At 57.5% G+C, this 14,662-nt stretch carries 12 protein-coding genes and 1 pseudogene; 5 read left to right on the forward strand and 8 right to left on the reverse strand.

What is annotated here, in order from left to right:
• Positions 1-90: 90 nt before the first annotated feature.
• Positions 91-642, reverse strand: coding sequence for a hypothetical protein (locus ASD36_RS28265; protein ID WP_060509364.1), 552 nt, complete (start codon positions 640-642; stop codon positions 91-93).
• A 79-nt stretch (positions 643-721) separates the two neighbouring features.
• Here ASD36_RS28265 and ASD36_RS28270 point away from each other — a divergent pair, with 79 nt between their 5' ends.
• Positions 722-2,323, forward strand: coding sequence for an adenylosuccinate synthetase (locus ASD36_RS28270; RefSeq protein WP_060509366.1), 1,602 nt, complete (start codon positions 722-724; stop codon positions 2,321-2,323).
• On the forward strand, positions 2,316-3,005 hold the full coding sequence (locus ASD36_RS28275; RefSeq protein WP_060509367.1) for a hypothetical protein: 690 nt from the start codon (positions 2,316-2,318) through the stop codon (positions 3,003-3,005). The genes ASD36_RS28270 and ASD36_RS28275 overlap by 8 nt, the downstream gene beginning before the upstream one ends.
• Here ASD36_RS28275 and ASD36_RS28280 read toward each other — a convergent pair.
• Positions 3,002-4,423, reverse strand: coding sequence for a hypothetical protein (locus ASD36_RS28280; RefSeq protein WP_244489878.1), 1,422 nt, complete (start codon positions 4,421-4,423; stop codon positions 3,002-3,004). The genes ASD36_RS28275 and ASD36_RS28280 overlap by 4 nt on opposite strands.
• Before the next feature lie 55 nt (positions 4,424-4,478).
• Positions 4,479-5,618: an RHE_PE00001 family protein gene (locus tag ASD36_RS28285; protein ID WP_060509536.1), complete on the reverse strand. Its 1,140-nt coding sequence runs from the start codon at positions 5,616-5,618 to the stop codon at positions 4,479-4,481.
• 179 nt (positions 5,619-5,797) lie between these two features.
• On the opposite strand from ASD36_RS28285, the gene ASD36_RS28290 reads away from it, so the two are divergent.
• The 3 genes from ASD36_RS28290 to ASD36_RS28300 all read left to right on the forward strand — a co-directional run bounded on the left by ASD36_RS28290 (position 5,798) and on the right by ASD36_RS28300 (position 7,715).
• Positions 5,798-6,091, forward strand: a complete 294-nt coding sequence (locus ASD36_RS28290; RefSeq protein WP_060509369.1) for a type II toxin-antitoxin system prevent-host-death family antitoxin — start codon at positions 5,798-5,800, stop codon at positions 6,089-6,091.
• Positions 6,088-6,465: a type II toxin-antitoxin system VapC family toxin gene (locus ASD36_RS28295; protein WP_060509371.1), complete on the forward strand. Its 378-nt coding sequence runs from the start codon at positions 6,088-6,090 to the stop codon at positions 6,463-6,465. Before ASD36_RS28290 ends, ASD36_RS28295 begins: the two co-directional genes overlap by 4 nt.
• Positions 6,466-6,572: 107 nt before the next feature.
• Positions 6,573-7,715, forward strand: coding sequence for a site-specific integrase (locus ASD36_RS28300; RefSeq protein WP_060509373.1), 1,143 nt, complete (start codon positions 6,573-6,575; stop codon positions 7,713-7,715).
• 334 nt (positions 7,716-8,049) lie between these two features.
• On the opposite strand, the gene istB is transcribed toward ASD36_RS28300, so the two are convergent.
• The 5 genes and pseudogenes from istB to psrA all read right to left on the reverse strand — a co-directional run bounded on the left by istB (position 8,050) and on the right by psrA (position 14,484).
• Positions 8,050-8,808: an IS21-like element helper ATPase IstB gene (gene istB / locus ASD36_RS28305; protein WP_060509375.1), complete on the reverse strand. Its 759-nt coding sequence runs from the start codon at positions 8,806-8,808 to the stop codon at positions 8,050-8,052.
• Positions 8,805-10,260: pseudogene (gene istA / locus ASD36_RS28310) on the reverse strand (IS21 family transposase). Before istA ends, istB begins: the two are co-directional and overlap by 4 nt.
• 395 nt (positions 10,261-10,655) lie before the next feature.
• Positions 10,656-12,107, reverse strand: a complete 1,452-nt coding sequence (gene phnY / locus ASD36_RS28315; protein ID WP_060509378.1) for a phosphonoacetaldehyde dehydrogenase — start codon at positions 12,105-12,107, stop codon at positions 10,656-10,658.
• Positions 12,108-12,111: 4 nt separating this feature from the next.
• On the reverse strand, positions 12,112-13,362 hold the full coding sequence (gene phnA, locus ASD36_RS28320) for a phosphonoacetate hydrolase (RefSeq protein WP_060509380.1): 1,251 nt from the start codon (positions 13,360-13,362) through the stop codon (positions 12,112-12,114).
• 12 nt (positions 13,363-13,374) lie between these two features.
• Positions 13,375-14,484: an iron-containing alcohol dehydrogenase PsrA gene (psrA, locus tag ASD36_RS28325; protein WP_060509382.1), complete on the reverse strand. Its 1,110-nt coding sequence runs from the start codon at positions 14,482-14,484 to the stop codon at positions 13,375-13,377.
• Positions 14,485-14,662 lie beyond the last annotated feature (178 nt).

Consider the following 14,662-nt stretch of genomic DNA (forward strand, 5'->3'; position numbering starts at 1 on the left):
GATCTGCGTGGAAAGTATCCCCCATTTCACGTCAACCAGGACCTAAGCTTCTGGTTGACGCACAAGCATACCGACCCGCAAATGAGCGCATCACGCGCTAGTTAGCTCACTGTATTTCGCCATGAAACGGTCGTAGGCAACCGCTGGCGAAAGGAACTCGACGCGGATGTTCGCTTTTTGAATGCCAGAACCCGCGGCCCAATAGTCCGTACCGGCAGGCATTACTTGGCTTTGCTCCGCAGCCAGGACTCGTAGATCGGCTGCCTTGATCTCTGCCTTGGAGCTCGCATCCAAACCGAAGCGAGTAAAAATGGCATTCTCAACAGAGGCCTCGATCTCTCTGTATTGAGGTAATAGCTGCTTCAGCGGACGCGTGATGTCGCCAAGGAATGCCTCCGCCGCGTCATGCATTAGGGCTTCGAGTTTGAAGTCTTCGACCATATCCGAGACATGGATCGAATGTTCAGCCACCGAATAAAAACTCTTGCACTGCCCCGAGTAGCGACAAATGTTTGCCAATCCCTGTGCGATGTCGCGAATAGAAAAGTCGCTGTTCCAGGGATCCAGGAGATCAAACCATTTTCCACTAGCAAGCATTATACTCGGGCCAGATTTCATCTTTACGGCAACTTGAGCATTCATCGTTATCTCACTTGAGCGAATCAGTTCAACACTGCTACCTATGAGTGATAGTTACGCACTGTTTGGGTAGGAGCAAGGGTTGAAAAAGATAGTCGTCCTTTCGGGCCCGATTGCTGTGGGCAAAACAGCATTTTCAGATGAACTGATGCGGCGCTACCCTTGCGAAAAGGTTTCCACGGGAAAATATATCCTTAGAGTTAAGGAAGTTCCAAGTGATCGGAAAGCCCTTCAGGACGCCGGGGCGGAATTGGATCGTGAAACGGGTGGCGCTTGGGTTTCGGACGCGGCGACAGACACCATTTTGCCTCCTGATAAAAAGTACCTTCTCATCGATTCAGCTCGCACTCTCGGGCAGGTAGAGTTTCTACGAGAACGCTTCGGCCGAGAAAACGTTCATCACATACATCTCACTGCACCGCGTGATGTCCTTGTTGAGCGCTTCGAAAAGCGTCCTGCTCACCTGCGGGAAGCTCCGACCTATGATAAGGCGACGGCAGATCAGACCGAGTCTGAGGTGAACCGTCTATCAGACATCGCTGATGTCGTTGTCGCTACGGAAAAGTTTGACGTCAAATCTTGTGTGACCTTTTCGACGGCCGGCATTTTGTCGGTTGATGGTCCGGCTGGTTTCGTGGACTTGTTTGTGGGCGGGCAGTGGGGTAGCGAGGGAAAAGGCAATATTTCCGCATTGCTGGCCAAAGAGTATGACTTGCTGGTCCGGGTAGGCGGTCCGAACGCAGGCCATAAGGTGCAGGATCCCGAATACACTTACAGGCAGCTGCCATCCGGCACGGGCTCAAATCCCAGCGCGGATGTTTGTATTGCTGCAGGTTCGACGATCTCGCTGAAGCAACTCAGTCTCGAACTGGACGCCCATCCACGCCTCAAAGAAGCTGGTCTATTTATCGATCCGCAGGCGATGATTATCGAAGACGACGACATCGCTTTGGAGGAGAAGCTGCTTGATGGGATTTCCTCCACGAAACAAGGTGTTGGTGCGGCGGCAGCGCGAAAAATCATGGGCCGGGATGTTGATTTGTCCTGGGGGCCTAAAGTCCGGCTGGCCAGAGATATTCCAGAGCTTGCTAACTACATCACCGACATCCGCGAGAAAGTGGAGTTAGCACTGACGGCAGGAAGAAGGGTTATGCTTGAGGGGACCCAGGGAACTGACCTCAGCATTCATCATGGCTCTTACCCACATGTTACCTCGCGCGAGACCTCGGCGGCGGGGTGCCTGTCAGACGCAGGAATACCATTCACCCGACTAAGAAAGGTCATTCTCGTCGCCCGGACATATCCGATCCGCGTAGGGGGCGAGTCTGGCCCAATGGGAACCATGGTTACATTTGAAGAAATTGCCAAGCGGTCAGGGCTTGCCGTAGAGGCCATCAATAAGACCGAGATCGGAAGCGTTTCCGGAAAAACGAGGAGAATGGCCGAATTTAACTGGGAGCAGATCAGAAGATCAGCCTATTGGAATGGCGCGACTGATATCGCCCTGACGTTTGTGGATTACCTTGGTGCAGATAATTCTGCCGCGTCAAAATTTGATGAGCTTAACGTGGCGAGCCGAAAGTTCATTTCGGATGTCGAGCGTATATGTAATCTGCCCGTATCACTTATTTCCAAGGGCTTTGGCCGCGCGGGCCTGATTGATCGAAGGACCTGGAATGACTGAAGAAGAGTTGATTGCTACATATCCCCGTCTATATCACATGGCGCACGACGATGCTTGGCCAGCAATTCAGAAGCATGGGCTGCTGAGCGCAAGTGCGCTCCTCGACCTTTACGAGGTATCAGGGAAAGCACGTTTCGCACTGGAATCTCAGCGCCGGCCGGAGTCGGTCCCGTTGACAAAAGCGAACTTGCTTGGCGCCGTAATCCGAGATCAGAAGCCTATGCAGGACCATCTGCTGACGCGTTGCCTGCAAGATAAATTGACGCCCAAAGACTGGTATGAGCTTCTCAACTCCCGAAGCTTCTTCTGGCTATCGGCCTCTCGAGTCTGGGGACTTCTCAAGGCCCGTGCGTACAGGAACCAATCACAAACGGTTCTGACTATCGATTCAGCAGGACTAATTGCGGCACACCGAAATCGGATTTGGCTGAGCCCATTGAACAGTGGTTCGACGCTCTTCAAACCTCAACCGCGGGGCAAAGACACGTTCAAGAGGATTGAAGACTTTCCCTTCAAGGAACGATCCAAGCGACCGAAGCAAAACAATGTCGTTGAACTGGTAGTCGACCACTCCGTTCCGGATGTGGCCGCGCACGTTTTGGCGGTCCACAAGGTGCGCGGGACGGAGATCATCGAGGAAATCTGGAAAAGCGATCGGGCGGGCGACAACGATCATCCCTAGATCGTTGATCTCGCTTTCAGGCGTGCTGGATGCTTCGCCTTTCTTAGCAAATCCGCAACATGGCTCGTCAGGCCAACCTCGCCTAAGATCAGCAGGCCTTGATCGTCTTCAACGGATATCAATTTCTTCCGAAGGGCGTCGAGCCCTTCGGCCACATCAAACTCGATCCAAGACGCAGCTTCGCCGGGAACCACCACATCGGCCTCAGAACCCGTAGCTCCGCAATGAAGCTGAACGATCCAGACTATATCGCCATCATGCACCCACTCGAAGCGAACTGGACCGAGCCGGTTGGATAGGACCTTGTAAGTAGCTTGGACGTTTTCGACAACGAATGTAGGAAGGTTTTCCGGTGGTTGATGGCCGAGCATAAAGAGGTCACCCTCGCCGCGTCGACCTTCGATGATGACATGCCCCTTAGGGCCTGCAACGGCAGCACCTGAGAATTTCGCCCGTACAGCAGCTTGGCACAAAACCGAACGAATGTTCTGACCGTCCGGATCCTCCTCTTTGAGTAGGGTGAACGGATCGATCCAGCCTTTGACCGTCGTGTAGAGACCAGGCTGCGGCTCGCGCGGAGAGGTCCGCGTCCAAACCTCTGCTGAACCGGTTTCTCTGCCAAAGATGAAAGGCGCCGTCCGCCGAGCGATGACGGTGGTTTTGGGAACCGGAAGACCGAGGCTATCGGCGACTAGAAGGCCATATACCTTGTCGCCCAGATGCTGACTGAATCGATTTGGCCAGTGAACGGCAGCTGGCAAAAAATCCGAAACGTCTGGTTCGAACTCCCAAACAATAGTGTGCCGCTGATGATACCCTCTCTTCTTCGGGTGAACGCTAAATTCGACGCGAGCGTTCGGCGGAAAATTCAGGTCAGGGGAGAAACCATAAACCGTGTGGAGGATGCGCTCCCCCATATGCATGGGAAGCGAAGCAATCCCCGGCTTCTCGACACATCTCGGGGTATCATCCGGCGCAAATTCTATCAGTTGCCCCTGAAGCACGCCCGATACGCCGCCGTCATGGATATCGATGGTTTCATTGACAATCAGATGCAGGTTCTCTGTTGAAAGGCGCGAGATTATTTCCAGGACGCTTTCAACAGTTTCGAGCCCATAAACAAACTCACGGCTTCGAGGGCTACTGGGTTCATAGCTTCTCACGTTGACCATGTTGTCAGAGCTGGCGGCCAACAACGCAGCGACGGCTTCCTTCACGTCAACAAACCTGTGGTTTTCAGGATATCCTGCGACGCGGCAATAACTCTGCGACATGTCCCCCTTGGACGACGGGCGAAAACTGACGAACTGCGCCACGTTTGCGGTTGCCGCGAGAGAATTTAGGACCTCGTCCTTGTGCAGAGCCATACCCACTACCTGTTTTTGACTGACGGCTGCTCTTAGCGAAAAAAAATCCATACTGAAACCGAGAATTCCATTCTACCGCGACATTGGACGGTGGATAGCTCGATATTTAAACCACCCCCCACGCCCGAAACCTCCCCCTCCCCGTCATCTCCCTCAAGCCCAGCTCCAAAACAATCCGCCGCGCCGCCTGCGGCGTGACCTCGAGCGTCTCCGCCACCATTTTTGCCGACACCAACGGTTTGGCCATCACCAGCTCGACCAGCTCCGGCAGTCTGGACGACGTCCGCCGCCCCTCCAGTTTTCGATCCATCATCGTTTTTGCCAACATCAGCCGGTCATGTTCTTTGAGTCCGGTCTCCGCGGCGGCGATCAGTCCTTGGGCGATGGCGAGCAACCGGGTCTCCCGATCACGATGCCGGCGCCGACCGACCGGAATGGTTTTCAGGCCGAGATTGATGGCCGCCAGATGAGCCCCGGTGGTGATGCCGGCTTCGCGAAGGATCGAGGCGGCCAGCAGCCGACCGAGCCAAGGCGCGTGCTGTAGCACGGGAAGCTCGTTCCAGGCATCGAGGGCGACAATCGCCTGCAGCACCGCCGGCAGGTCTTGCACCTGCCGCAATACGCCGCGCCATTCGTCCAGCCGGGCATCCTCGTCCCAGTCGAGATCGTAGATCATCGGATCTTTGTCCTGGCCGCCGCCACGCCCGGGCCGCCTTGCGTTCGCGATTGCCGCTTCCGACCGGGCCAGCACCGCATCGATCGCGGCATAGTCGACACCCGGGAGGCTTTCGACGTCATCGACATCGTCCCCCTCACCTTCCGGATCCGACGCGTCCGCGCGCCGAATGCCGCCGGCCGTCTCTCCCTCGTCTGCACCGGTCGACGTGATGTCCGACGTTTGTCGCAAAGTTCGGATACCTTCTGCAGACAAGGCCCAGGCCGGGAGCTGAGCTGCAATGCGCCGGCGGGTGCGCAGCACGTCGCGGGCGATTGTCAGCTCATGGGTCGGTGTGCGAATATCGCGGACATCGTCGTGGAGGACGAGGTCTTCGAGATGGACGAGTTCGCCGTCGATCCACAGCGAGGCGCAGGCGTCGGCAAAGTGGGTGCGCTCAATCCAGCCCTGCCCGACCGGCGAGCGGGCGATGCGCTCGTCGAGACGCGTTAAGGCGATACCGGCACGGAAAGCCGGTTCAAAAAAACTCGAAATTTCCAATCTGCCGAGATCATAAGCCATTGATTTCATGATAAACAAAACCGCATACGAACTCTACTGGAATGTTATGGTTCCTCACATGGTACGATTGGAAGGTGAGGGTATAACCATCGATAAGTATTCCTTATCGGAAGTGATGCGTACGTCATACTTGTACGCGTGATAGGGCCGTGATACAGTGCCCTCACGGCCCAAATTCGGAGGTCCTGATGCCCCAGACTAGCTACAAGATCAGCGAAGCCCGCAAGAATTTCGCAGAAGTCCTCGAACGCGCCAACCAAGGCGAGGAAATCGTCATCATGCGCGGCAACGAAGTTTATGCTCGCATCGGTCCGGCCGCCGACGGCGGCAAGCGTCCCTTTGGCCTGCTTGGCCACCGTGGCTTGCCCGATGATCTGTTCGATACCACAGATGCCGAGCAGGCAGCCATCGACGCTGGTGATTGGAATGACGATACCGGCATCTGGCAAGGCAAACCCGGTGACAGCGACAGTCCGCAATGAAGATCCTACTCGACAGCCATGCAATGTACTGGTGGACCATCGGCAGCGATCGGCTCTCCACGAGGGCACGAACGTTGATCGAGGACAAGGCCAACAGTGTCCTCGTCAGCGCAGTATCGTTCTATGAGCTGGACAATAAGATGCGCCTGAACAAGCTCGACCTCAAGCCGCAGGAACTGCGAGCAGCCGTCACAGCCAGCGGCTTGCAGACCCTTGCCATCTCGGATCTGCATGCCGAGCTCGCAGCCGCGTTCGATTGGGATCACCGCGATCCGTGGGACCGCATTCTTGCGGCCCAGGTGCGGCTGGAGCATTGCACCTTCATCTCGACCGATCTGGCGTTCGACGCGATTCTGCACGAAAGGGTCTGGTGAAGCGCAACAGCGTTGGAGATATTGATTGAGATGGCCGTGGGAACACCTGCGAATAGTGACCAGACTTCGAACCACAACGAATTTTATGAAGAGAACGGGCTGCCCAAATGACCAGATCGTCGTCACGTTCGATCGAAAAACGCACCGAAACGTTGGACACCATCGCAGCCGTGCTGCCGCTCAAGCGGCGCGATGAGCTTGCGGAGCTGTTGACCGACCAGGATGTCGAGACGCTTCGCCATCTCGTGAATGAGGGTATGGGCGAAAACACGCTGCGCGCTCTGACTTCTGACCTTGCTTACCTACAGGCATGGTCGCTCGCCACGACGAAAAACTCTCTCCCCTGGCCGGCGCCTGAAGCGCTGCTCCTGAAATTCGTCGCCCATCACCTGTGGGATCGGGCGCAGCGAGAGCTCAATCCGGACCACGGCATGCCGGCCGGAGTTGAGGAGAGCCTGCGTGACCAAGGGTTTCTCCGCACTACCGGACCACACGCGCCCGATACAGTACGCCGGCGTCTGGCCACCTGGTCGACGTTGACGAAATGGCGTGGGCTGGCCGGTTCCTTCTCCTCGCCTGCTGTGAAATCTGCAATCCGGCTGGCCGTGCGCGCAACACCGAGACCACGCAAGCGCAAGAGTGCCAAAGCCGTAACCGGGGATGTGCTGGCCAAACTGCTCGCTACATGTGCCAGCGAAAATCTTCGCGATCTCCGCGACCGGGCCATTCTCATGGTCGGTTTTGCCTCTGGAGGAAGACGCCGCAGCGAGATCGCCGGTCTGCGCAGGGAGCAATTGACCATTGAAGCTCCGGTGACTGCCGAAGGCGGATCTTCGCTCCCCTCTCTGTCGATCCATCTCGGCAGAACCAAAACCAGCGGTGCCCAGGATGATGAGGTCGTCTATCTGACCGGCAGGCCGGTTGATGCGCTCAATGCCTGGCTTGTTGCCGCGAGAATTGAGAGCGGCACTGTGTTTCGGGCGATCGATCGCTGGGGCAACGTTTCGAAGCGCGCTATCGATCCGAAAGCGATCAACGATATTGTCAAACAGCGGTCTGCCATGGCCGGGCTGGCAGCATCGGAGTTTTCTGCACATGGGCTGCGCTCGGGATATCTGACCGAGGCGGCAAACCGCGGCATTCCCCTCCCCGAGGCGATGGAGCAGTCGCGACACCGGTCGGTACAGCAGGCGTCGAGCTATTACAATAATGCCACGCAGCGAACGGGACGCGCTGCGAGAATGCTCTAGCTGAACCATAGACATCCAGTGATTGTCCGCCTCTTGGATCAGGATGGCCCCAGTACATTATTGGGACCCAGATATACGGTAGACGATCTTCGGTTCAGGATGGTGCCAACCTGATTGGCAGAAAGCCTTCCTGATCGACCTCCAGGGCGTCAGACCACACGTAATCGCTAATAATATTGATATGCTCCCAGCCCAACGGCGATGTCAACGGCGGAGCAAAAACCGGCCACGCGGCGGAGCAATAGTCGGCCACTTGTGGCGCACGCATGAGACCTCCGGGAGGGCGTAACCCGAGCGGGGGTCTCATGCGTGCGCGTCGATTTTTGAAAGGGTTTCAGCCTGCCTTTCGGGCGCGGCTTTGGGCGAGACGATAGCTGTCGCCGTTCATCTCGAGAATGTTGACGTGGTGGGTGATGCAATCGAGCAGTGCACCAGTCAGTCGTTCCGATCCCAAGGTCTCTGTCCATTCGTCAAACGGAAGATTGCTGGTGATCAGGGTCGCGCCGCGTTCATAGCGTTGTGAGATCAGCTCGAACAGCAATTCCGCACCAGTCTTGGACAGCGGCACAAAGCCCAACTCATCGATGACGAGAAGCTGGTAGGCAGCCATTTGCTTCTGGAAGCGGAGCAGACGCCGTTCGTCACGTGCCTCCATCATCTCGCTGACCAGAGCGGCGGCCGTAGTGAAGCCTACGGACACGCCTTTCTGGCATGCGGCCAGGCCGAGACCGAGTGCAACATGCGTCTTCCCGGTACCGCTGGGACCAAGCGCAATGACATTCTCGCGTCGCTCGATCCACTCGCAGCGTGCCAGCTCGAGCACCTGCATTTTATTGAGTTTGGGGATGGCGGCGAAGTCGAAGCTGTCCAGGCTTTTGACGACCGGGAACCGTGCCGCCTTGATGCGGCGCTCGACCTTGCGGCGGTCCCGCTCGATCATTTCCCGCTCGGAAAGCCGGGTGAGGTATCCGACATGGTCCACGCCTTCGGTGGCGCACTGTCGGGCCAGCTTCTGATACTCGCGATGGAAGGTCGGCAGCTTCAGGGTTTTGAAATAATGGGAATGCAGGATCTCGGGTGCTTCCGTGCTCATGCGGCTTCTCCCGCATCGCTAGACAGAAGCCGCATATACGCCTTGGTCGAGGTCTGCTCCACGATCGCCCTCGGCAGGTATGGATAGATGGACAGGTCCAGTCTCGGCGGCCGGCGCTCCACTCGGCACAGGATCAGATGCTTGACGGCGTCGAAGCCGATTGCGCCGAGTTGGAGGGCCTGCTTCACCGCCGCATGCAGGTCCGCAACCTCGAAGCTCTCCAGCAAGCGCAGGACCTGCACATACTCACGCCGGCCATGCTTTGCCATGCGGCCTTCCATCAGGCGGCGCAGCGTGGCGAATTCCTCGGGCAGATTCCAGCCCTGGAGAGGTGCCGCCTGATCCAGTGCATTGATCTTCTGTTCGATCAGCGGCAGGTAATGCAGGGGATCGAAGATGACGTCCTCCCGCTCCCAACTCCGGGGATGGCGGGCGATGATCTCGCCGCGGCAGCCGATCACCACCTCACCGACATAGCCCCGGACCCAGACATCCTGATGGCCATAGGCGACCGGGACGGAATAGTCGTTGGTCTTGTAGCGGACCAGTGACTGTGCCGTTACCTTGACGCTGGCCTGGTCGCAGGCATCAAATGGAGATGCCGGCAAGGGGAGCATGGCGGCCAGATCGCGCTGCAGCCGCTCGCCGATCGTCTCGCTTTCGCCCCGCAGCCTATCGCGCTGGCGCTTGCGGCATTGCTTCCTCCAACCAGATGTTGAAGGCATCCCATGTCGCAAACTGCGGGATCGGCACCATGAAATTGCGCCGGGCATAGCCCACGAGGCCCTCGACACTGCCCTTGTCGTTGCCTTTGCCGGGACGACCATAGCGGTCCCGGATCAGGTAGTGGGACAGGAAGCCGCTGAACAGCGCAGCGCGCTTGCGCGTGCCGTCGGGAAGGATCTTCGCCACCAGGCAGCGGTCGTTGTCGTAGACGATCGATTGCGGCACGGCCCCGAAGAAGGCGAACGCATGGATATGGCCATCGACCCAGGCCTCAGCCACCGCCGCCGGATAGGCCCGTACATAGCAGCCGTCGCTGTGCGGCAGATCCAGCACGAAGAAGTGGGCCTTCCGCTCGACACCGCCGATCACCACCAGAGCCTCACCGAAGTCGGCCTGCCCATGGCCGGGCGGATGCGCCAGCGGCACGAACACCTCCTGGCGGCGCTGATCCCGCTCGCGCATGTAATCCTTGATGATCGTGTAGCCACCGGTGAAGCCGCGCTCGTCCCGGAGCCGGTCGAACACCCGCTTGGCCGTGTGGCGCTGCTTGCGCGGCACCTTCACGTCCTCATCGAGCCAATGATCAATTGTCGAGACGAACGCATCCAGCTTCGGCCGCCGGATCGGCAACTGACGCTGATAGCCCCGCGGCGTCGAAGACGACAACATCTTGGCCACGCTGTCGCGCGATATGTTGAATTGCTTTGCAGCCTGTCGCCGGCTCATCCCTTCCGAGACAGCCAATCGTACCTTCAGATAAAGTTCCACGGTGTAGATCCCCAGACCCTCCTGCATTCGTCGCAGAAGGGTAAATAGGTGGCCGAGTTTTACTCTGCCCGAAGCGGGACTATCCCGCCGCTACCGTGGTCGAATTTTGCACCGCCGCTCTCATGCTGTGTTCCAGTTTCATTTTTCCTCCAAGGGGACGAGACCCGCCCATGCATATGTCGCCGCGCGAAATGGCCCGAGCACCTCGCTCACGGCCTGCACATCTTCCAGTGCTGCTGCATAGCGCACCACGTTGTCGGGCAACTTGTTGCCACCTGCGCGGTCTAATCAAGGCCCAGTTGCGAACATTTACGGTCGTCTTTCTGTTTGCGTTGTTGCGCGAGGTCCCGGTTTCAGCCGTGCCAGGGCATGGACCAAGTGCGCACATTGGTGAAGCTCTTCATCGCTTCAACGACGCCTTCCTTGTAGCCAAGGCCTGAATCCTTGATCCCGCCGAACGGTGACATCTCGATGCGGTAGCCCGGAACTTCCCAGATGTTGACGGTTCCAACGTCAAGTTCGCCGATGAACCGCAACACGTAGTCAAGCCGATTGGTGCAGACCCCTGACGATAGGCCATAGGCAGTGGAATTCGAGACGCGAATGACCTCGGCAATATCGTTCGGGCACCGCACAATCGGGATGACCGGTCCAAAGGTTTCCTCACGAACGAGCTCACAGTCGAAGGGCACGTGATCAACGACTGTGGGAGAAAACAATGCGCCGTGGCGCGGGGCGCCGTGGAGAACGACAGCGCCCCGGCTCTCCGCGTCCCGCACACGGTTCTCGAAGAGAACGGCGGATCGCTCGTTTATGACTGTGCCAACGTCGGTCTGGGGATCCATCGGATCGCCGCACTTTAGCAGCGTTGCCTTCTGCGCAACGCGTTCGGCAAACGCATCTGCGATGCTCTCGACAACAAGGATGCGCTTTACCGCCGTGCAGCGCTGGCCGGAGTTTTTGGTTGCACCGCTTACAGCGAGGTCTGAAGCCTTGTCGAGATCGGCATCCTCCATGACGATCAAGGGGTCATTTCCGCCCAGTTCGAGCACGATCCGTTTGTAACCGGCGGTCGCCGCAATGTGTTTGCCGACGCGAACCGACCCAGTGAACGTCACGAGATCCGCATCCGGATCCGTGATCATCGAGTCACCCATCGTCGACGGATTACCCGTGACGACCGACAGCATCTCTGGCGGCAAGCCGGCCTCATACAGGACATCGGCGAGTGCAAGAGCGGTAAGCGGTGTCAATTCCGTTGGCTTGAGAACCAGCCTGTTGTTGGTCGCGATTGCCGGCGCAAGCTTATGGCTGACCATATTGAGCGGATGATTGAACGGCGTGATGGCAGAGATAACGCCAAGCAAAGGCAGCCGTGTGGTAAAGATCTTGCGCATCTTGCCGTTTGGCGAGATGTCGCAGGAATAGATCTCGCCGTCATCTTTGATCGTCAGCTGGGCGGCAAATGACCAGACATCGTAGGCGCGGCTGGCTTCGTAGAGCGAATCTTTCCAGCAGAGCCCCGACTCGGCAGTGATCAGCCGTGCGAAGTCTTCCCGCCGATCATGCAACAGTTCCGCGGTTCGCTGTAGAATATTTTGACGCTCGAAACGGGTCAACGCAGGTTTGAAAGCGCGTGCCTTGGCAAAGGCATCGCGAACGTGCTCCGCGCGCGCGGCTGGCACCGTGCCGACCACCGTGTTGTCATAGGGGTTGAAAACTTCGATCTGCTCATCAGTCTGGACCAGTTTCCCGGCAATACGCATGGCTTCGCGGCGCAACGGTGGATTGACGTTGGTGTTCATAGGATCACCGCACCAGATTGAGCGCGACATCGAAGACGTCGAAATTGCGAAGGGTTCGGCCGTCTGGCACATCAAACTTCCGATTGGCTATCATCGGCACCGTCTGCTCGGTCAAGCCACCGTGTGAGCGCAGTGGTTCCGTCAGCCCCGACAGGTCGTGGCGGCTCTTCGTCGTCCCCAACACTTTATGGCGGGACGAGAGAGCCACCACGTCACCAATTCGGTCGGCCGGCAACTCGAAACGCTCACAGGCTTCCGTAGCGGAAATCGCCAATTCTATTCCTTCGATCGCCTTCAGGATATCGATGATTTCGGCACAGTTTTCGGCGTCAGCATAAATGGTTGCAAAGGAACCGAGCGCGCCGTGATGTGCCACGTAAGGATCGGTGATCGGCAGAATGACTCGCGTTGTCCCAGCCCCCAAACGTGCGTCAAGAATTTCCTGAAGATACAAGACGTCCGGTTCGCCGTTCGGCAAGTGCTTGTCGTTCATTCCGTGATCAGCGGTCAGGACCAGCGTACATCCGGCGGTATCGAGCTCGCCGACATACCGGTCGAGCATTTCATAAAAGTCGTTGGCGGTCTTCGAGCCAGGTGCAGCCTTGTGCTGTACGTAGTCCGTCGTCGACAGATACATGACGTCAGGTCCAAACGTCTTCAACAGTTTCACCCCTGCGGCAAAGACAAATTCGGATAGATCCGCCGAATAAACCTCGGGAAGCGGTTGCTCGACAAATTCGAGGACATTTTCTATGCCGTTCTCGGCAATATTAGCCAGGTTCGCCTTCTCCGAGGAAAAGGCGATCGCGGTACCGGCCGAGAAATCCAGGCCCTTGCCCAGAAGCGTCCGCAACTTGTCCTTGGCAGTTACCATCGCGACCTTGAGACCGGCTTTCTGGAATTCGGCGAGGATGGTCGGCGCACGCAGGAAGCGTGCATCGTTCATCATCACCTCTTCGCCCTTCTCCCGGTCGTAGAAATAATTTCCGGCGATCCCGTGAACGGCCGGAGGCCGCCCGGTTATGATCGAGAGGTTGTTCGGATTGGTAAAGCTTGGAATGACCGAAAGTGCCGTCGTGTTTGTTCCGGTCTTGAGCAGACGATCCAGATTGGGGGCAAGGCCCGCCGCGATTGCCGCTTCGATGTATCCGGGCTCGGATCCGTCTATGCAAATTACGACCACAGGTTCGTCAGGTCGCTTGTACCTGCGGCCATTGGCAATGATGTGCATGCCGATATGCGCAATAGTATTCATGAGATCGTCTCCTTAGGCGGCGTTGGCGAGAACTGCCTCGCGGCTGCCAATGAAGTTGCGGCCGCGTTCACCCAACAGTGCATCGTTGATTGCATCGACCCAATTTTCGTGTGTGACGCCGTAATCGGTCGCCCGCGTCGAAACCCCGAGATCGGCGAGGAATGCCTCGAGACCCGTCGCCCCCTGTTCGAGATCGTCTCCGAATATCTGCATCAAAGCCGCATCGCAGGCGGCGTTCTTGCCGATCACACTGCGCAAGATCGCCGGCAGGCTGAAGGAGCAGGCAATCCCGTGGACCGTCCCGTGATGAAGGGTGAGATAGTAGGACAGCGAATGGGCGAGCGCGGTTTTGGTGTTGGAGAAGGCCAGCCCTGCAAACAGGCTCGCCTGTCCCATACGCTCGCGCAGGTTGATGTCCTGAAGGTTGCGCAGCAACGCCGGCAGGGTTGCGATGATCTCCCTTGCAGCACGAACAGCATGGTTTGTCGAAACCGGATTGGCGTTGACGTTCCAGATGCTTTCGAGAGCATGCGACAGGGCATCCAAGCCGGTGCTGAGCGTCAGAGAATGCGGCACCTGAAGGGTCAACTGTGGATCGACGATCGAATGTTCCGGATAAAGATTCGGTCGGGCGAGAGAGTATTTCTTCTTGTTTTCCGTATCCCAGACCGTTGCCCAGCAGGTAACCTCGCTTCCGGTTCCAGCTGTCGTCGGAACCGCGATAATGGGTACATTGAAAAGCGTATCGGCGCCCGCACGGCCTTCGAGGTAGGCCTGAACCCGTGCGAAGTCTTTGCCGGACGCGGCAAGAACCTTTGCGGTATCGATGACGGAACCACCACCGAGCGCAACAATGACTTCCGGTGTATTTTCGCAGGCGCCAAAGGAACGGCATGCCGTCCGCAACCCTGCGAAACTTGGATTGGGCTCCACGTCGCGCACAATTACCGACGGTTCTCCAGCGCTCAGCGAGACCTGATCGACCAGGTGATCGAAGAACGGGTGATCATTGTAGGTCAGCAGGCAGTATTTCCGCCCCCTTACTGTCTCCTTGAGAGAAGCGACCTCTCCCACCCCAAACGTCACATTGACGGGATTGAGGTATTTCCAGGATTGTGACATGGCGAAAATCTCCCACAAGCTTTTGTCCCACCTATTGAAGCGCCACGATTATCATTTGTCCAATTGGTAGTTTATTGGATTTCCATATACAAAACCTATGGACGAAAGGCCGGGTGCCAGTCATACTGAGGATGCTGATTTGTCGGTTTTCCCTCCGCAAACATATGACGTTGTTTCA

The sequence above is a fragment of the Rhizobium sp. Root1334 genome (assembly GCF_001426665.1).
Lineage (GTDB): Bacteria > Pseudomonadota > Alphaproteobacteria > Rhizobiales > Rhizobiaceae > Pararhizobium.

What these genes read in the sequence shown, in the direction of transcription:
- istB (WP_060509375.1), bottom strand. Translation starts at nt 8,808, where the DNA reads ATGAGCACGGAAGCACCCGAGATCCTGCATTCCCATTATTTCAAAACC.
- phnA (WP_060509380.1), bottom strand. Translation starts at nt 13,362, where the DNA reads ATGAATACTATTGCGCATATCGGCATGCACATCATTGCCAATGGCCGC.
- ASD36_RS28285 (WP_060509536.1), bottom strand. Translation starts at nt 5,618, where the DNA reads ATGAAATCAATGGCTTATGATCTCGGCAGATTGGAAATTTCGAGTTTT.
- ASD36_RS28300 (WP_060509373.1), top strand. Translation starts at nt 6,573, where the DNA reads ATGACCAGATCGTCGTCACGTTCGATCGAAAAACGCACCGAAACGTTG.
- psrA (WP_060509382.1), bottom strand. Translation starts at nt 14,484, where the DNA reads ATGTCACAATCCTGGAAATACCTCAATCCCGTCAATGTGACGTTTGGG.
- phnY (WP_060509378.1), bottom strand. Translation starts at nt 12,107, where the DNA reads ATGAACACCAACGTCAATCCACCGTTGCGCCGCGAAGCCATGCGTATT.
- ASD36_RS28290 (WP_060509369.1), top strand. Translation starts at nt 5,798, where the DNA reads ATGCCCCAGACTAGCTACAAGATCAGCGAAGCCCGCAAGAATTTCGCA.
- ASD36_RS28265 (WP_060509364.1), bottom strand. Translation starts at nt 642, where the DNA reads ATGAATGCTCAAGTTGCCGTAAAGATGAAATCTGGCCCGAGTATAATG.
- ASD36_RS28275 (WP_060509367.1), top strand. Translation starts at nt 2,316, where the DNA reads ATGACTGAAGAAGAGTTGATTGCTACATATCCCCGTCTATATCACATG.
- ASD36_RS28295 (WP_060509371.1), top strand. Translation starts at nt 6,088, where the DNA reads ATGAAGATCCTACTCGACAGCCATGCAATGTACTGGTGGACCATCGGC.
- ASD36_RS28280 (WP_244489878.1), bottom strand. Translation starts at nt 4,423, where the DNA reads ATGGATTTTTTTTCGCTAAGAGCAGCCGTCAGTCAAAAACAGGTAGTG.